Source organism: Lysinibacillus sphaericus (assembly GCF_000600105.1).
Lineage (GTDB): Bacteria > Bacillota > Bacilli > Bacillales_A > Planococcaceae > Lysinibacillus > Lysinibacillus sphaericus.
Genome location: NZ_CP006837.1, coordinates 4,000,225 through 4,014,984 on the forward strand (window position 1 = coordinate 4,000,225; position 14,760 = coordinate 4,014,984).

General features: G+C 38.0%; 14 protein-coding genes. 8 read left to right on the plus strand and 6 right to left on the minus strand.

The annotated features are described in order from the left end of the window. Positions 1-64 precede the first annotated feature (64 nt). Genes T479_RS19480 through recX form a run of 3 tightly spaced genes read right to left on the minus strand, consistent with a single transcriptional unit; the run spans position 65 to position 1,464 of the window. Positions 65-334, minus strand: a complete 270-nt coding sequence (locus tag T479_RS19480) for a YfhJ family protein (RefSeq protein ID WP_025220610.1) — start codon at positions 332-334, stop codon at positions 65-67. Next, positions 335-664, minus strand: a complete 330-nt coding sequence (locus tag T479_RS19485; RefSeq protein WP_024364546.1) for a YfhH family protein — start codon at positions 662-664, stop codon at positions 335-337. Further along, entirely contained in the window at positions 661-1,464 is an 804-nt protein-coding gene (gene recX, locus T479_RS19490) for a recombination regulator RecX (protein WP_025220611.1), read from the minus strand. The genes T479_RS19485 and recX overlap by 4 nt, the downstream gene beginning before the upstream one ends. Positions 1,465-1,564: 100 nt before the next feature. Here recX and T479_RS19495 point away from each other — a divergent pair, with 100 nt between their 5' ends. The 5 genes from T479_RS19495 to T479_RS19515 all read left to right on the plus strand — a co-directional run bounded on the left by T479_RS19495 (position 1,565) and on the right by T479_RS19515 (position 6,460). Beyond that, positions 1,565-2,461, plus strand: coding sequence for a TIGR01777 family oxidoreductase (locus tag T479_RS19495; RefSeq protein ID WP_025220612.1), 897 nt, complete (start codon positions 1,565-1,567; stop codon positions 2,459-2,461). Between the two features lie 84 nt (positions 2,462-2,545). Further along, entirely contained in the window at positions 2,546-3,364 is an 819-nt protein-coding gene (locus T479_RS19500; protein WP_029747431.1) for a polysaccharide deacetylase family protein, read from the plus strand. Positions 3,365-3,436: 72 nt separating this feature from the next. After that, positions 3,437-4,825 carry a 23S rRNA (uracil(1939)-C(5))-methyltransferase RlmD gene (gene rlmD / locus T479_RS19505; RefSeq protein WP_025220613.1) on the plus strand — a complete coding sequence of 463 codons (1,389 nt, stop codon included), beginning with the start codon at positions 3,437-3,439 and terminating at the stop codon, positions 4,823-4,825. A 158-nt stretch (positions 4,826-4,983) separates the two neighbouring features. Continuing rightward, complete coding sequence (locus T479_RS19510; protein ID WP_024364542.1) at positions 4,984-5,670, plus strand: Crp/Fnr family transcriptional regulator; 687 nt, start codon at positions 4,984-4,986, stop codon at positions 5,668-5,670. A gap of 130 nt (positions 5,671-5,800) precedes the next feature. Then, positions 5,801-6,460, plus strand: a complete 660-nt coding sequence (locus tag T479_RS19515) for a peroxiredoxin-like family protein (RefSeq protein WP_024364541.1) — start codon at positions 5,801-5,803, stop codon at positions 6,458-6,460. A 571-nt stretch (positions 6,461-7,031) separates the two neighbouring features. Here T479_RS19515 and T479_RS19520 read toward each other — a convergent pair. Then, positions 7,032-7,370: a hypothetical protein gene (locus T479_RS19520; RefSeq protein WP_025220614.1), complete on the minus strand. Its 339-nt coding sequence runs from the start codon at positions 7,368-7,370 to the stop codon at positions 7,032-7,034. Positions 7,371-7,871: 501 nt separating this feature from the next. After that, positions 7,872-9,053, minus strand: coding sequence for an MFS transporter (locus T479_RS19525; protein WP_025220615.1), 1,182 nt, complete (start codon positions 9,051-9,053; stop codon positions 7,872-7,874). A gap of 365 nt (positions 9,054-9,418) precedes the next feature. Between T479_RS19525 and T479_RS19530 the strand changes: the two genes are divergently transcribed. Then, entirely contained in the window at positions 9,419-9,604 is a 186-nt protein-coding gene (locus T479_RS19530) for an SE1561 family protein (protein WP_024364537.1), read from the plus strand. Between the two features lie 44 nt (positions 9,605-9,648). Here T479_RS19530 and T479_RS19535 read toward each other — a convergent pair whose 3' ends face one another. Next, positions 9,649-10,449: a YwqG family protein gene (locus T479_RS19535; RefSeq protein WP_025220616.1), complete on the minus strand. Its 801-nt coding sequence runs from the start codon at positions 10,447-10,449 to the stop codon at positions 9,649-9,651. Between the two features lie 220 nt (positions 10,450-10,669). Here T479_RS19535 and T479_RS19540 point away from each other — a divergent pair, with 220 nt between their 5' ends. Beyond that, the gene (locus T479_RS19540) at positions 10,670-12,205 is read left to right on the plus strand and encodes a fumarate hydratase (protein ID WP_024364535.1); all 1,536 of its coding nucleotides are present in this window, start codon (positions 10,670-10,672) and stop codon (positions 12,203-12,205) included. A 357-nt stretch (positions 12,206-12,562) separates the two neighbouring features. After that, on the plus strand, positions 12,563-14,467 hold the full coding sequence (locus T479_RS19545; protein ID WP_025220617.1) for a heavy metal translocating P-type ATPase: 1,905 nt from the start codon (positions 12,563-12,565) through the stop codon (positions 14,465-14,467). Positions 14,468-14,760 lie beyond the last annotated feature (293 nt).

Below are 14,760 nucleotides of genomic sequence, written 5' to 3' on the forward strand. Positions count from 1 at the left end.
GCCGGGGTATCCTACTAAGGAACACCGGCTTTATTTTTCTTTTTTAACCTATTCCGTTTTCGATTTATTGTACGATATCGTCACTTGTATCCAGTAAATGAGCGTATTTAGGATTGCGCCCTGCAAATAGATGAAGCTTATCACCATAGCTGCCGATTAATTGGCGCACTAACGTTTCAGTATAGTCAGCTCCTCGGTAATTGTAGCCCGCTTTGGCAGACGAGGATTCAAAATCACTCCAAAGAAGCTCCACCCAAACTCGCGCACGACCTACAGACATTTCAGGGTTTTTTGCCAGTAATTCTGTTGTTAGTTTGTCAATTTTTTCTTGCATTTACTTGCCCACCTTTATTGGTGATAATATAGAAACAGGTAAGGCTTCCTGATACTTATCGCCGCCAAGACGATGCCCCCAAGCAAATCGTCCTTTTAAATAATCCACTTGGAAAAAGTTGTTATCAGAGCCATCAATGCGGTACATTTCCCCTGGAACAATCGTATCTAAATCGACTAAATAAGCTGCTGCCATTAAAGCTTTACGTTCGTAAACTGCAAATTCATTGAGTATGCCTAGTTGTTCCGCTTTGCGAGCCTTTTCTTTAAGCTTAGCTACTTCTTCACGTAATTCATGCTCTGTCATTGCAGCATAGTTTTTGTCATTCATTCTTCATTCTCCTTCTCTTCAATAAAACGATCTATAATTTCTACAGGAAATCCCTTTTGATAAAGCGCCTGCTTCGTTTTCATTTTTAATTCATAACCAGTATACTTCGCGGCATACTTTTTCCAAACTTTTTCGCCTTGTGCATCAAGCAATGCCTGCCATTCATCTTCTGCTTGTTCGATTTCTATCTGTCCAAGTACTTCATCTACAATAGTAAATGAATACCCTTTTCGCATTAAAAAATCTTGAATTTTGGCCTTTATTTGCGATGGTGTTTTCTTTTTTTCAGAACGAATTACTTTTTCAGCAAGCTGTGTGGCAAGCTTTACTTGTTCCTCATGGCTAAATGTTTCCAGTACTTCATCTTGCAAACTTTTATCGATTCCCTTTTTCATAAGATCTTGTCGAATAGCTCGCGGGCCTTTTTTCATGGTAGCTTTTTTGGTGTTTAGCAATGCTTTTGAATAAGATTCATCATTTAAAAAGCCATATGATTTTAACTTTTGGATAGCTTCTAATATGACTGCTTCGCCGAACTCTAGTGAGCTTAACTTTTTCTTCACCTCATGCTCACTTCGCATTTGATAGGATAAATAATTCAGCCCTTTATTAAACGCCTTACGAATTTCATCTTCATAGGCAATTTCCTGAATATCAAATTCTTCGAGTACCTTCCCTTTTGTCAAACCAAATTGTATGAGAATTGCCTCATCTACTGGGAAAGCGTATTCCTCGTTCAAATATATATTATAACGTTCTGGATTGTTTTTTTGACGTGCAATTTTTGTAATAACACGCATATGAAACCACTCCTTTGCCTAAACATTATAACATCTTTTTCTTTTTTTCTATCTTTGTGTATAGTTGAGTTACATCTATTTGGAAAAAGGAGGGGTTCGTATGAAAATCGTTATTGCGGGCGGTACTGGTTTTGTTGGGAAAGCGCTAACCAAATTGTTACAAGAGCAAGGCCATGAACTATTTGTCTTGTCACGCAGCAATTCTAAATACGAAAATGGCATTCATTATGTCCAATGGCTACGAGATGGCGCACGACCAGAAAAAGAATTAGACAATATTGATGCATTCGTTAATTTGGCTGGTGTATCACTAAATGACGGCCGTTGGACAAAAAAACAAAAGAAGGCGATTTATACGAGTCGGATGGATGCTACATTAGAAATCGTTCGGATTATAGAGGAACTAGATAAAACGCCTGAAGTACTTGTAAATGCCAGTGCAGTTGGCATTTATCCACCTTCCATAGCGACAACCTATAGTGAAAATTTTAAGGATTATGCAACTGATTTTTTAGGATGGACCGTTCATGATTGGGAACGCCATGCTTTGCGAGCTGAAAAACTAGGCGTTCGTGTAGCACTCGCACGCTTTGGCGTTATTTTAGGTCGTGACAATGGCGCGTTGCCTTCCATGCTATTGCCTTATAAATTGCATATAGGCGGAACGATTGGTTCGGGTGAGCAATGGCTATCATGGGTCCATATCGAGGATGTGGCACGTGCCCTTTATTTTGCAATTACAAATGCGTCCATCAGCGGACCATTTAATGTCACAGCTCCTTATGCTACACGCATGAAGGAATTCGGACAAACTATCGCACAGGTAATGAAGCGCCGTCATTGGTTGCCAGTCCCGAGTTTTGCCATGCGTTTAGCTCTTGGCGAACAAAGTATGCTTGTCTTAGAAGGCCAGCATGTATTACCAACAGTTTTACAAGCGCACAACTTCGAATTTCAATTCCCACATTTACAAGAAGCACTTGAAAATTTATTATAAAATCTGTGTGCAAAGTGCGACTTGAAGTAGGATAAATTTTTAAAAGTAACGCATCCTAAACGAAAAGGAAAGGATGCGTTTTTTATGTGGAAACAACATATTGTAGGTGCGGTAATTGCTACATTTATTATTGCCGCAGCAATTAGCTTTAATCCATACTTTGCTTCAGGCTCAGATGAATATCATTGGGGCATTAAAAAAGCACAGAATGGCGAACCAGCACAAGCAGGAGCACAACTTGACAAGCTACTCGACCAATATGGAGCAATTTATAAAGGAAAACCCGATAAAAAAGTTGTTTACTTAACATTCGATAATGGATACGAAAATGGCTTTACTGAAAGTATATTGGATACGTTAGAAAAAGAAAAAGCGCCAGCAACTTTTTTCTTAACCGGTCATTATTTAGAAAGTGCTAGTGACCTTGTTAAACGTATGGTACAAGATGGTCATACTATCGGCAACCATTCCTATGGTCATCCCAATATGGCTAGGTTAACAAGAGATGGTATGCGTGCAGAATGGCGTAAATTTGATGGGAAATTACGTGAATTAACCGGTATTGACCGTACAACATATGCCCGCCCACCAGAAGGCATTTTTAATGCGAAGTTGTTGGAAGTCGGCAATGCTGAAGGCTACCGTCATATTTTCTGGTCTGTCGCTTTTAAAGATTGGCTAAAGGATGAACGTCGTGGAGCAGATTATGCGTATAATGCATTGATGGAACAACTTCACCCTGGTGCAGTCATTTTAATGCATACCGTAGCGCAAGATAATGCAGAAGCACTTCCTTTATTTATTGCCGAAGCGAAAAAGCAAGGCTATACATTTTTATCGCTTGATGATTTAGTATTGGAGTATGAAGATTTCCCTGTCACTATGCAATCGTCCACTCCTTAGTTATAATGGGGAGATGATATCAGCATGTTATCAGTAACTACGTGCTGTACAAAGTTAAAGGACGTGGATCGCTTGACGCAACAAACAACGATGGAAGTGGGACAAAAATTCCCATTAACGATAAAGAGACTTGGTATTAATGGCGAAGGCGTGGGCTTTTATAAACGCAACGTTGTCTTCGTAAAAGGCGCTATACCAGGAGAAGAAATTACTGCCCTAGTCACAAAAACACAACGAAATTTCGCAGAGGCTGACATACTGGCGATTCGCAAAGCATCGCCGTATCGTCAGGAAGCACCTTGCCCTGTTTACAATGAATGCGGCGGTTGTCAACTTCAACATATGACATATGAAAAACAACTTCTTGAAAAACGCGATATTGTGATGCAAGCTTTAGAACGCTATGCTAAGCCGTTAGCTGCATCTGTAGAAGTTCGCCATACTCTGGGTATGGATAACCCATGGCATTATCGCAATAAAAGCCAGTTCCAAGTACGCAAAGAAGGCAAACGTGTTTATGCAGGTCTTTTTACTGAAGGCAGCAACAAGCTACTGAATATTAATGATTGTCTTGTACAACATCCAATCACATCGAAAATTACAGTAGCAACACGTAAAATTTTACAAAAATTAAATATTACAATTTACGATGGTCGTACGCTCGATGGTTTAGTGCGTACGATTGTTGTACGTACGGGGATTCGTACAGGTGAAACGCAAGTGGTGCTTGTAACGACACGCAAAGAAATTCCCCACCTTGCTGAGCTTATAACACGCATTAAAAAAATCGACCCAAGTATTGTATCGATTGCACAAAATATTAATCGTGAAAAAACTTCACTAATTTTCGGTGATGAAACGATTGTACTAGACGGCAAGGAAACAATTCATGAGGAACTTGGGGAATTAGCATTTGACCTTTCGGCTCGCGCGTTCTTTCAATTGAATCCAACGCAAACCGTACATTTATACAATGAAATTAAAAAAGCAGCGGCATTAACAGGTAAAGAAACGGTTGTTGATGCTTACTGTGGTGTAGGAACAATTGGTTTATGGCTAGCTGATCAAGCAAAAGAAGTTCGTGGTATGGATGTTATTCCAGAAAGCATTCAAGATGCTCGAACTAATGCACGCAAGCATGGTTTTAAACATACGAAATACGCGGTGGGCACTGCCGAAAGTGTATTAGCGAAATGGCGCAAAGAAGGCTTTACGCCGGATGTGATTACTGTCGATCCGCCGCGCACAGGCCTTGCTCCAGAATTTATTCGCACTGTTCTAAAACTAAAGCCAAAACGTTTTGTCTATACTTCTTGTAACCCCTCTACACTGGCTAAAGATTTACAGGAATTATCAAAACTTTATGATGTGGAATATATTCAGCCCGTTGACATGTTCGCACAAACTGCCCAAGTGGAGTGCGTTTGCTCCTTGGTTCTTAAAGCGGAACATCGAAAATGATATACTTTTAAAATTTTGTTGATCTTGATTAAGCGTAGTCTACATTTTGTAGACTGCGTTTTTTTTTACAGTTCTGCTTAAGCTGAGTACTGTCACGATTGTCGATTGATTTCATGTGTTATAGTCTTGTAGAGCCCATGCAATTATAAGGAGGAAAAATGGATAACATTCAATACTTATCGCAATTTAATCTGCTTAATTCGCTCTCGATGGAAGATTTAATAGAAATGGAACAATTAACATTAATAACGACTTTTCCGAAAAACACTTTTATTCAAACACCAGAAACTTTTTCGGAGGGGCTTTACTTTGTTAAAAAGGGGAAGTTGCGCCTGTATAAGGTAAATGCTCAAGGTAAGCAATTTACTTCGGATATACTCAACGAAGGTAATGTATTTGGGGAAATGGATATCATATCATTTGGTACCCGAGAGAATTTTATTGAAACGATAGAGGAAAGCCATATATGTTTGATGAATAAGGAAAGATTTGAAAATTTTTTAATTCAGCGGCCTCAATTTATGATGACATTGTTAAAAGTACTTAGTAATCGAGTTATCGGTATGAGTCAGTTAACGCAAAATCTAGCTCTTGGGAAACTACATGACAAAGTTTTATATGCGCTTATTAAACTATCTGATCAGTTTGGACTTACGGGTGATAATGAGTATTACAAAATAGATTTTCCTCTTTCGCATCAAGAAATCGCCAATTTAGTTGGTGCAACTAGAGAAGCTGTAACTGTGGTTTTACAAGAACTTGTTAAAGAAGAAGTCATTAAGACAGGATTTAAAACAATCTATATCCATCGGAAAGCTTTTGGAGAGAAACATTTCTTAGACTGAAAAATGCTGGAGCGTATCAAGTAGCAAAGAGATTTTCAAAATGAGTTGTAAACAACATTACATCTTCCTTCTAGAAAAAGATGTATCGTATAACTACATACAAAATATAATACGATACGGAGATGACATAATGGAAAACACGCCATTTCAAAAATTGCAAAGAGATTTAGAAATAGCAGCTACACATATGGAAAAGGTGCTCCCAAAGGAAGTGCTGGATGCATTCGAAAAATCGATTCAGGATTTACGTACATCTGATTCCGGTAGGGGTTTAAGAGCTGGAGTCAAAGCGCCTGACTTCACTTTAGTGGATTCTACAGGTCAAAAGATAACTTTGTCTGAAGAACTTTTGAAAGGGCCTGTTGTTCTGATATTTTACCGCGGTACATGGTGTCCATTCTGTAACCTTGAGTTGAAAGCATACCAGCGAATGAATGATGACATTAAGGCAATTGGGGGCCAATTGATTGCAGTTAGCCCTCAAACTCCAAACTATTCTGCATCTGTACAAGAAAAGAACGAATTAAATTTTCATGTTTTAAGCGACTTGCACAATAAAACAGCAGAACAATATAATCTTAAATTTAAATTACCTGAGTATGTATATCCTATCTACAGATCGCTTGATATTTCACTCGAAACATTTAATGGTGATCATTCTTGGGAACTTCCAGTACCAGCTACTTATGTAATTGATAAAGCAGGCATTATCCGTTTTGCTAGCGCCGAAGCAGACTATAAAAAACGCATAGAACCTAGTAAGGTGATGCATATTCTCCAGTCACTTTAGCAGCATCTTCGAATTAAAAAATTATGATGAGATAGAAAACAGTCTCTCAGTTAGCCACATTCGTTTGGAATTACGAGGAGACGGACCAAAAGCGATTGATAATCGCCAAACTAATCAATAAAATAATCGTTTCCAGCGTTAATATTACTATAGATTGGACGTTTTTATCATAGCTTAAATCTATGTTGTAAAAACATGCAAGTTGAGTGTATTGCAAAGCTTGCGTTAAGAAAATAAACAGTTAGAGCGTCTCAAAGTTTTTTGAGATGCTCTTTTATTTTAAATAAGAAAAAGAGCTTCTTGTGCAAAATTCAAGTCTCCCACCAAAGAATCGACTCTCCTTTCCCGTATACAAAAAATGATTTCACTCCTTAAAACTACAACTTCAGAAGGTAGGTGTAGGCTGCCTCTTGTATAGATAATCTCTCCTCTAGGTTCCTAATCCTCTTCAGAAATCAACGCTGGAAAAAAACTTATCATCATGCAGTTTTCCTAGATTTTCGTATTTTTTACTCTCTACTATGTAAAATATCAAAATTGTTAGCATTATTTTTACTTTTAGAGTTTCTTTTTATTTTAACAAGGTAAAAAAACCACTATCTTTTAAAGCATAATGCTCAGTCTCTTTATTACATTCAAAAGAATATGCAATAGAATTTTCATGATCAAACTCTAAATAAAATTTTAAGCTCTCAAAATTACACAATATAATGCTAAAGGTTTCAACACTTCCAAAATCTTTATTTTGTTTATATATTTCTATGGATTTTTCTAACGATTCTCTTAATATAGCCCTAGCTGTTTCTGTAAGTTCTTCTTTGTTAAAAGATTTAATCCTCCTTTGAGAATCATCTAATAAATCCATTATCTCACTGTCATTTAAAAGGTCTGAGTTACGCATAATTTTCAAGGAATCTCCTCCTTATTCTTAATTAAATCTTTTAACCATAATACCACCAATTACTAGTTAATTCTTGTTACTATTATCAATTCTCCCCCTATTCCACACTCGCTTCCGCAAAATCACTTCCTGCATCCGCGGGTATTCACTCTGCTTTCGCGGGTATTTCACTTCACTCCGCGGGTATTCACTCTAATTTCGCGGATATTTCGCTCCACTTCGCGGGTACTCCACACCATTTCGCGGGTATCACTATTGATCAAATGGATTCCCCCCCATTATGCGGGAATTCCATTTAATTCCTTATATATCTATCAACTATCTCATTGCTTTTATAATAGCTTATCTGTATAATATATTGTTAGGTGCCAAACCTACGTGGCATGGACTTAAACATCCGTGTCACACCGAAAAACGCCATTACAGCACGGATTTGCTGGGCGTTTTTTGTTTTATGAGCGGGAGATGAGCCCCGCTCTTTTATTTTTGCATATAAAAGCGACCATGACATTAAACCGTCACTGGTCGCTTATTTTTATGTTTCCCGAATACAAGTAAAACGATTGCCACAGTTAGTAAGAGCAACGACACAAGTAAAAGGAAGCTATAATTTTTTACAAACTCTAAATAAACCCCGCCTAAAAACGGTCCTGTTAAACTACCGATACTTAAGGCAATTCCACAAAGTAAGTTGCCAGTCGGTAACAGTTCTTTCGGCGTTAAATCCGCCATGTAAGTAATTCCAAGAGAAAACATCGAACCGACCAATGTACCTGCGAAGAAAAATACGATTGCTACCGCTAATGGTGAATGCTCTAAAAAACTAGCCATACTAAAAAGGATAGCTCCCCCAAATGCTCCAGTCATCAAGATGTTTCGCCGTCCAATTTTATCGCCCAGTGCGCCAAGAGGAACTTGCGTTAAAATACCTCCAAAAGTAAAGACTGATAAAATAATGGGAATTATATCAACATCAAAGCCTTTACGCAAGGCGTATACTGGAAATAAAGCATTTAACGACGATTCTAAAAAACCGTAAACAAAAGGACCTAAAAATGCAATCCACCCAAATACAATAGCCACCTTATAGCGCTTCCATCCTCTTGCATTCATATCACCAGTTAGACGCTCTGGCTTCTCGTTGCGTAATAAAAATACAAATGACCATGCAAATAAGCACATAATCGACGACACAATAAAAGGCAATGGTTCAGCAATCTGTATAAGCTTTACCATCAATGGCCCTACCGCAAAGCCCGTACTAAAAGACAAACCATAAATAGCCATACCTTTACCTAAACTTTTATGATCGGCTGTGCTTGTAATCCATGTTTGAGTTGCATAATGTAGCGCATGATCGCCTACACCTATCAGCAAACGCAACACGAACCAAAATGTAACACTTTTCCATAAAGGAAATACAAGGAGTGAGACAAATACAAGTGCACCACCTATTAAAATAATTGGTTTGTAGCCCCATCTTCGTAAAGGTTGTTCGATAAACGGCGAGATTAATAAAGTTCCTATGTATAGACCTGTCGCATTTAAACCATTTAATGCAGAGGATACACCGTCACGTTCAAAAATAATAGAAATAAGTGGCAGTAGCATTCCTTGTGAAAATCCTGATATAGATACAATTAACACTAGGATTGCAAACCTTTTTTTGCTGTAATCTGAGAAGTAAGTCATTTTTTCCTCCAACATCAAGTCATCTTCCACATAACAGCATACCAAAAAGCCTTAGCGCTCACCACATGTGATTTTACGCTAAGGCTTAACTAACACTTATCTCCATTCAATTGTATAAACACGATTTTCGGCTTTTTATTTGCCGATTACTTGTTTAAACTCCCTCCTTTTCGAGTTAGAGTTCACCGTTTAGTACCATCAGCTCCTTTACTATTTCTTAAAACAACTTTAACATACAACATCAATATTGTAAATATTCTGTCTATTAATTTTTCAAAATAATCTCTAAGTCCTAGGTGTTTACCTAAGCATTGAAATTTAGTCCTAAATCAGCTACGATGTAAGGGACGAAATGAGGTGTATGTATGTCAAAGCCAATCACTGATAAAGAGCAACAAGTAACTTACTTAAAAGAACGTCTTGAAATGTTTTTAGAAGTATTAGATGCCATCGACCCAGAAACAACTGAATTACAGGATATTGATCGTCTAATTCAAATGATGGATGATTTAGAAGAGAAAATGGAGCAATTCAACGCTCGTGAACAATAATGACACGCAAAAGCAAGCGAGCAAATAATTTGCCCGCTTGCTTTTTAATGACAATCCCAATTATAAACAACCTGACTAAAGTCTTTATTTTTAAGCTCTTCTTCTGTAATAAAGAAATTGCCAACACCGCAATCTCCCCACAGTATATGATCTCCTTCACTATCTATTTGCAATAACAACGTTGTTGAATCGTTATAATCGCCATAAGCTCTAGGATCATCCTGTGTAAAGAAAGGATATCCCCCTATTTTATGCCCAGCTCCAGATAATACATCATACAATACATCCGCCAATTCTTCGTTTTCTTCAATAACCGCTAAGAGACTTGCGTACTTTTTATCGCTTCGAAAATCACCCATTGATAAAGGTTCAAATTTTGCTTTAAAGCTTAATGCCAGTTCTTTCTCTACAGGAAAATACATTTCTTCATCCTCATTTTCGATAAATGAGAAGTCTTGCACAAGTTGCGATTCATCATCGATGATTGTATCGTGGAAAATAACGCGAAAACCCGCTTGATTTTTCCCATTATCGAAATCCATCCCTAAGACATCATCATAACCATCAATATAGAACTGCAATATCCCCTGCTCTGGTAAATGAGGCACGTGCTTAGGAACATCCGCAAAATTAATTTGTGCTAAAAGCTTTAATGGTTGCTGTTCCTCGTTTTTAGGATATTCCATAGTCAGTGGAAAATATGGATTCCCTGCTAATTTACTTGCAAATAAAGTCGTTTCCTTTTCATGCGCTTCCATTACAACAACAGGACTCATTGTTCCTTCTATTATATTTCGATATGGTTCAACTTCCTTTGGTAACTTCAACGAATTTGTTTCTGACATGAAATATCCTCCTTGAATTAAAGTTAATTCCATTATAGAACAAATGTTCCTGATAAGCAATTACTCTCTTTAAACATTTAATGGCAAATTACGAAACATTAGAATTCTATAGTTATTCGCTAATTCCTACTACAATTACATGCACTCTTTTTTTCATTAGTGGAAAAGAGTATAATGGTTCGTGGAAATAATTAAATTTTCTATGGGGGGCAATACCAAAATGAATCTTCAAACTTTGGAGAAAAGTCTATATGATTTAATTACAGAAACGTCAACAAACTTACCAAAAGACGTACGTCGTGCCATTAAAAAAGCGAAAGAAGCTGAAAATGCAGGCACTCGTGCAGCAATGAGTTTGGAAACAATCTCTAATAATATTATTATGGCAGAAGACAATGTATCACCAATCTGCCAAGATACTGGTCTACCAACATTTAAAATCTACACTCCTGTAGGTGTAAACCAATTAGAGATTAAAGAAGCAATCAAAAAAGCAATTAACGATACAACAGCCGATGCAAAATTACGTCCAAATGCTGTTGATTCTTTAACTGGCGCAAACAGTGGCAACAACCTTGGTGATGGACTACCAGTTATGAAATTCGAGCAATGGGAAAAAGACTATATTACGATTAAATTAATTCTTAAAGGTGGCGGCTGTGAAAATAAAAACATCCAATACAGCTTACCATGTGAGTTAGAAGGTCTTGGTCGTGCTGGTCGTGACTTAGACGGTATCCGTAAATGTATTCTACACTCTGTATATCAAGCTCAAGGTCAAGGCTGTTCTGCAGGCTTCATCGGCGTAGGTATCGGTGGCGACCGCTCGTCTGGTTATGATTTAGCAAAAGAGCAATTATTCCGTCATGTGGAAGATACGAATGCAAATCCTGATCTTGCAAAATTAGAAGAATATGTTGTAAAAACTGCTAACACTTTCGGTATTGGAACAATGGGCTTCGGCGGTGAAGCAACTTTACTTGGTTGTAAAATTGGCGTTATGCACCGTATTCCTGCATCATTCTACGTATCAGTAGCCTATAACTGCTGGGCTTACCGTCGTATGGCAGTTGATATTAATCCAGAAACTGGCGAAATCATTAACTGGCACTATCAAGAAGGCGAAAAAATTACATTTAAAGATGAAGTTGCTGCAACAACAGAAGAAACTTCTACAAATGTTGTAGAACTAACTGCACCTATTACAGAAGAACAAATTCGTTCACTTAAAGTAGGTGACGTTGTATCTATTACTGGTCGTATGTACACTGGTCGCGATGCAATTCACCATCACTTAATGAGTCATGATGCACCAGTTGATCTGAACGGACAAGTTATTTATCACTGTGGCCCTGTAATGGCTAAAGATGAAGAAGGTAACTGGACAGTGAAAGCTGCTGGTCCAACTACCTCTATCCGTGAGGAGCCATATCAAGGCGATATCATGAAAAAATTTGGTATCCGTGCTGTAATTGGTAAAGGCGGTATGGGTCCAAAAACACTTGCTGCTTTAGGTGAACACGGTGGGGTTTACTTAAATGCAATCGGTGGTGCTGCTCAATACTACGCAGACTGCATTAAAGGTGTAGATGGTGTAGACTTAATGGAATTCGGTATTCCAGAAGCTATGTGGCATTTAAACGTTGAAGGGTTCACAGCCGTAGTAACAATGGACTCTCACGGTAACTCGCTTCACGCTGATGTAGATAAATCTTCTCTAGAAAAACTTGCGCTACATGCAGAAAGAGTTTTCTAAGCCAATAGCATATTTTTAACGAAAAGATTTACCTTTAACGAACACAAAATATAAAGGCACAGAATATTCCTAGTGAATATACTGTGTCTTTTTTCTTCGCTATATAAACCCCTCTTTTTTCTTGAACAAGCTCACTATTTTATCAGTATATTGATTTGCAACTCCTCTAAACCAAATATTTCAAAGGACTTTTTATTCTATTTTAAATTTATTCCTTTCTTTTTCCAAACAGCTTTGTTATAATAATTCTAAATTAAGAAGGACTTGAATGAAAGTGGTTATCAACTACAGAAACGCTTGTTTTTCTTTAATTTACAAGGTTTTTGATATTGATTTTCATTATCAGGGGGGATTTAGATGGAGTACTCTAATCGAGAAAATGTTGGTTTAATTGAGAATATCAAAGTGCATGCAGAACTAATTGCTGCTATCATGGCTGGTTTATTTATTTTGCTTGCATGGCGTTTAGATACAAATGATCAAACAACGGCTTCAGTTCTTTTATATATTGTTGCTTTTTGTGTTGGAGGATTTGCAAAAGCTAAAGAAGGCATCGAAGAAACAATAAAAGAAAAAAAATTAAATGTAGAGTTACTAATGATTTTAGCTGCGATCGGCTCAGCAGCGATTGGCTATTGGACAGAGGGAGCCATCCTTATTTTTATCTTTGCTGTCAGTGGCGCTTTAGAAACATATGCAATGAACAAAAGTCATCGCGAAATTTCTGCTCTCATGAATTTACAACCTGAGGAAGCTTGGTTAGTACGCGGCGGTTTTGAACCGATGAAAGTCGCTGTCTCAACACTAAAAATTGGAGACCATTTACTGATTAAACCTGGTGAACGTGTCCCAGCGGACGGTATTATCTTTAAAGGACAGTCTTCTATCGATGAATCTGCTATTAGTGGTGAGCCATTACCGATTGCCAAGTTTGAAGGTGACGAAGTATTTGCAGGGACAGTTAATTTAAATGGCGCGATTACTATGGAAATGACAAAACCGAATTCCGAAACATTATTCCAAAAAATTATTATGCTTGTGCAAAATGCTCAAAGTGAAAAATCACCTTCACAGCAATTTATCGAAAAATTTGAAGGTACTTATGTAAAATTAGTGTTACTATCTGTTGCACTTATGATGTTCCTTCCTCACTTTTTAATCGGTTGGGACTGGACGACTACGTTTTATCGAGCAATGGTACTTTTAGTAGTGGCATCTCCATGTGCACTAGTTGCATCCATTATGCCTGCCACATTAGCAGCTATTTCGAATGGCGCGAAAAACGGGATACTATTTAAAGGTGGCTTACACCTCGAGCATTTAAGTGCGTTACGTGCATTAGCGGTCGATAAAACAGGAACTTTAACACAAGGTAAACCAGTCGTTACAGACTTCATCGTACGTGATGGCTTAAATCAAGAAGAAACATTAGCTATTCTTGCGGGTATTGAAGCACAATCAAACCATCCATTAGCACAAGCGATTACTACCTATGCTAAAGCACAACACATATCTCAGTTTGCACAAGCAACGATTGAAGATATCCCTGGTTGGGGCATGAAAGGCTTTGTCAATGGAACAGAGTATCTAATAGGTAAACCAGATTTTGTTGGAAGTGAAGAAGCTAACACCTTCGCAAATAACGCATTATCAAAGCTTTCTGCTGAAGGTAAAACAGTAATCTTCATACGTGACAAAGAAGGTATTGTCGCACTTGCTGCGTTAAAAGATACTGTTCGTGATGAAGCAAAAAAAGCTGTCGCATTGTTAAAAGAATTAGGAATTGATGTCATTATGCTGACTGGCGATAATGAGAAAACGGCTAAAGTGATCGCAAAAGAGGCAGGCGTTACTGAATATGTGGCAGAATGTCTTCCTGAAACAAAAGTGACGGAAATGAAACGCCTCCTCAATCAACATAAATACGTAGGGATGGTTGGTGACGGTATCAATGACGCACCAGCATTAGCAACAGCCACTACTGGTATTGCAATGGGAGAAGGGACAGATGTTGCCTTAGAAACAGCAGATGTCGTATTAATGAAAAATGATTTATCTAAAATTGCCTATGCGGTTCGTCTTTCTCGCAAAATGCAACGAATCGTGAAACAAAATATCTTCTTCTCTATCGGTATCATTGTTTTATTGATTGCCTCTAACTTTTTACAAGTTGTCGATTTACCACTAGGTGTTATCGGTCATGAAGGCAGTACAATTCTCGTTATTTTAAACGGCTTACGAATGCTTAATAAAAATGTATAAAAAAGGTGGTCTCAAACCGAGACCACCTTTTAAAGTGTCATCCAATTCATAAAAATGAACTATTGCCATTGATTTTCGTTACGGGTTGCTCGCTTTCCGCGGGCGTGGCTTAAGCCTCCTCCTCCACTGCGCTACGTGCGGGGTCTTAAGTCTCACGCTTGTCCCGCAGGAGTCGAGCAACCCTTCACTACAATTGCAAAGTTTGTATCTGCTAGCCTATGTGGGTGCCAGTCACTCACACAATTTTACTAAGTAAAAATCCACGTAGACCCCTGCGGGAACGCACAGAACGT

Excerpts from the sequence above, each read along its gene's own strand:
- T479_RS19510 (WP_024364542.1), top strand. The coding sequence starts at position 4,984 with ATGGATAACATTCAATACTTATCGCAATTTAATCTGCTTAATTCGCTC.
- T479_RS19545 (WP_025220617.1), top strand. The coding sequence starts at position 12,563 with ATGGAGTACTCTAATCGAGAAAATGTTGGTTTAATTGAGAATATCAAA.
- T479_RS19515 (WP_024364541.1), top strand. The coding sequence starts at position 5,801 with ATGGAAAACACGCCATTTCAAAAATTGCAAAGAGATTTAGAAATAGCA.
- T479_RS19495 (WP_025220612.1), top strand. The coding sequence starts at position 1,565 with ATGAAAATCGTTATTGCGGGCGGTACTGGTTTTGTTGGGAAAGCGCTA.
- T479_RS19535 (WP_025220616.1), bottom strand. The coding sequence starts at position 10,449 with ATGTCAGAAACAAATTCGTTGAAGTTACCAAAGGAAGTTGAACCATAT.
- T479_RS19525 (WP_025220615.1), bottom strand. The coding sequence starts at position 9,053 with ATGACTTACTTCTCAGATTACAGCAAAAAAAGGTTTGCAATCCTAGTG.
- T479_RS19480 (WP_025220610.1), bottom strand. The coding sequence starts at position 334 with ATGCAAGAAAAAATTGACAAACTAACAACAGAATTACTGGCAAAAAAC.
- T479_RS19485 (WP_024364546.1), bottom strand. The coding sequence starts at position 664 with ATGAATGACAAAAACTATGCTGCAATGACAGAGCATGAATTACGTGAA.
- T479_RS19540 (WP_024364535.1), top strand. The coding sequence starts at position 10,670 with ATGAATCTTCAAACTTTGGAGAAAAGTCTATATGATTTAATTACAGAA.
- recX (WP_025220611.1), bottom strand. The coding sequence starts at position 1,464 with ATGCGTGTTATTACAAAAATTGCACGTCAAAAAAACAATCCAGAACGT.
- T479_RS19530 (WP_024364537.1), top strand. The coding sequence starts at position 9,419 with ATGTCAAAGCCAATCACTGATAAAGAGCAACAAGTAACTTACTTAAAA.
- T479_RS19500 (WP_029747431.1), top strand. The coding sequence starts at position 2,546 with ATGTGGAAACAACATATTGTAGGTGCGGTAATTGCTACATTTATTATT.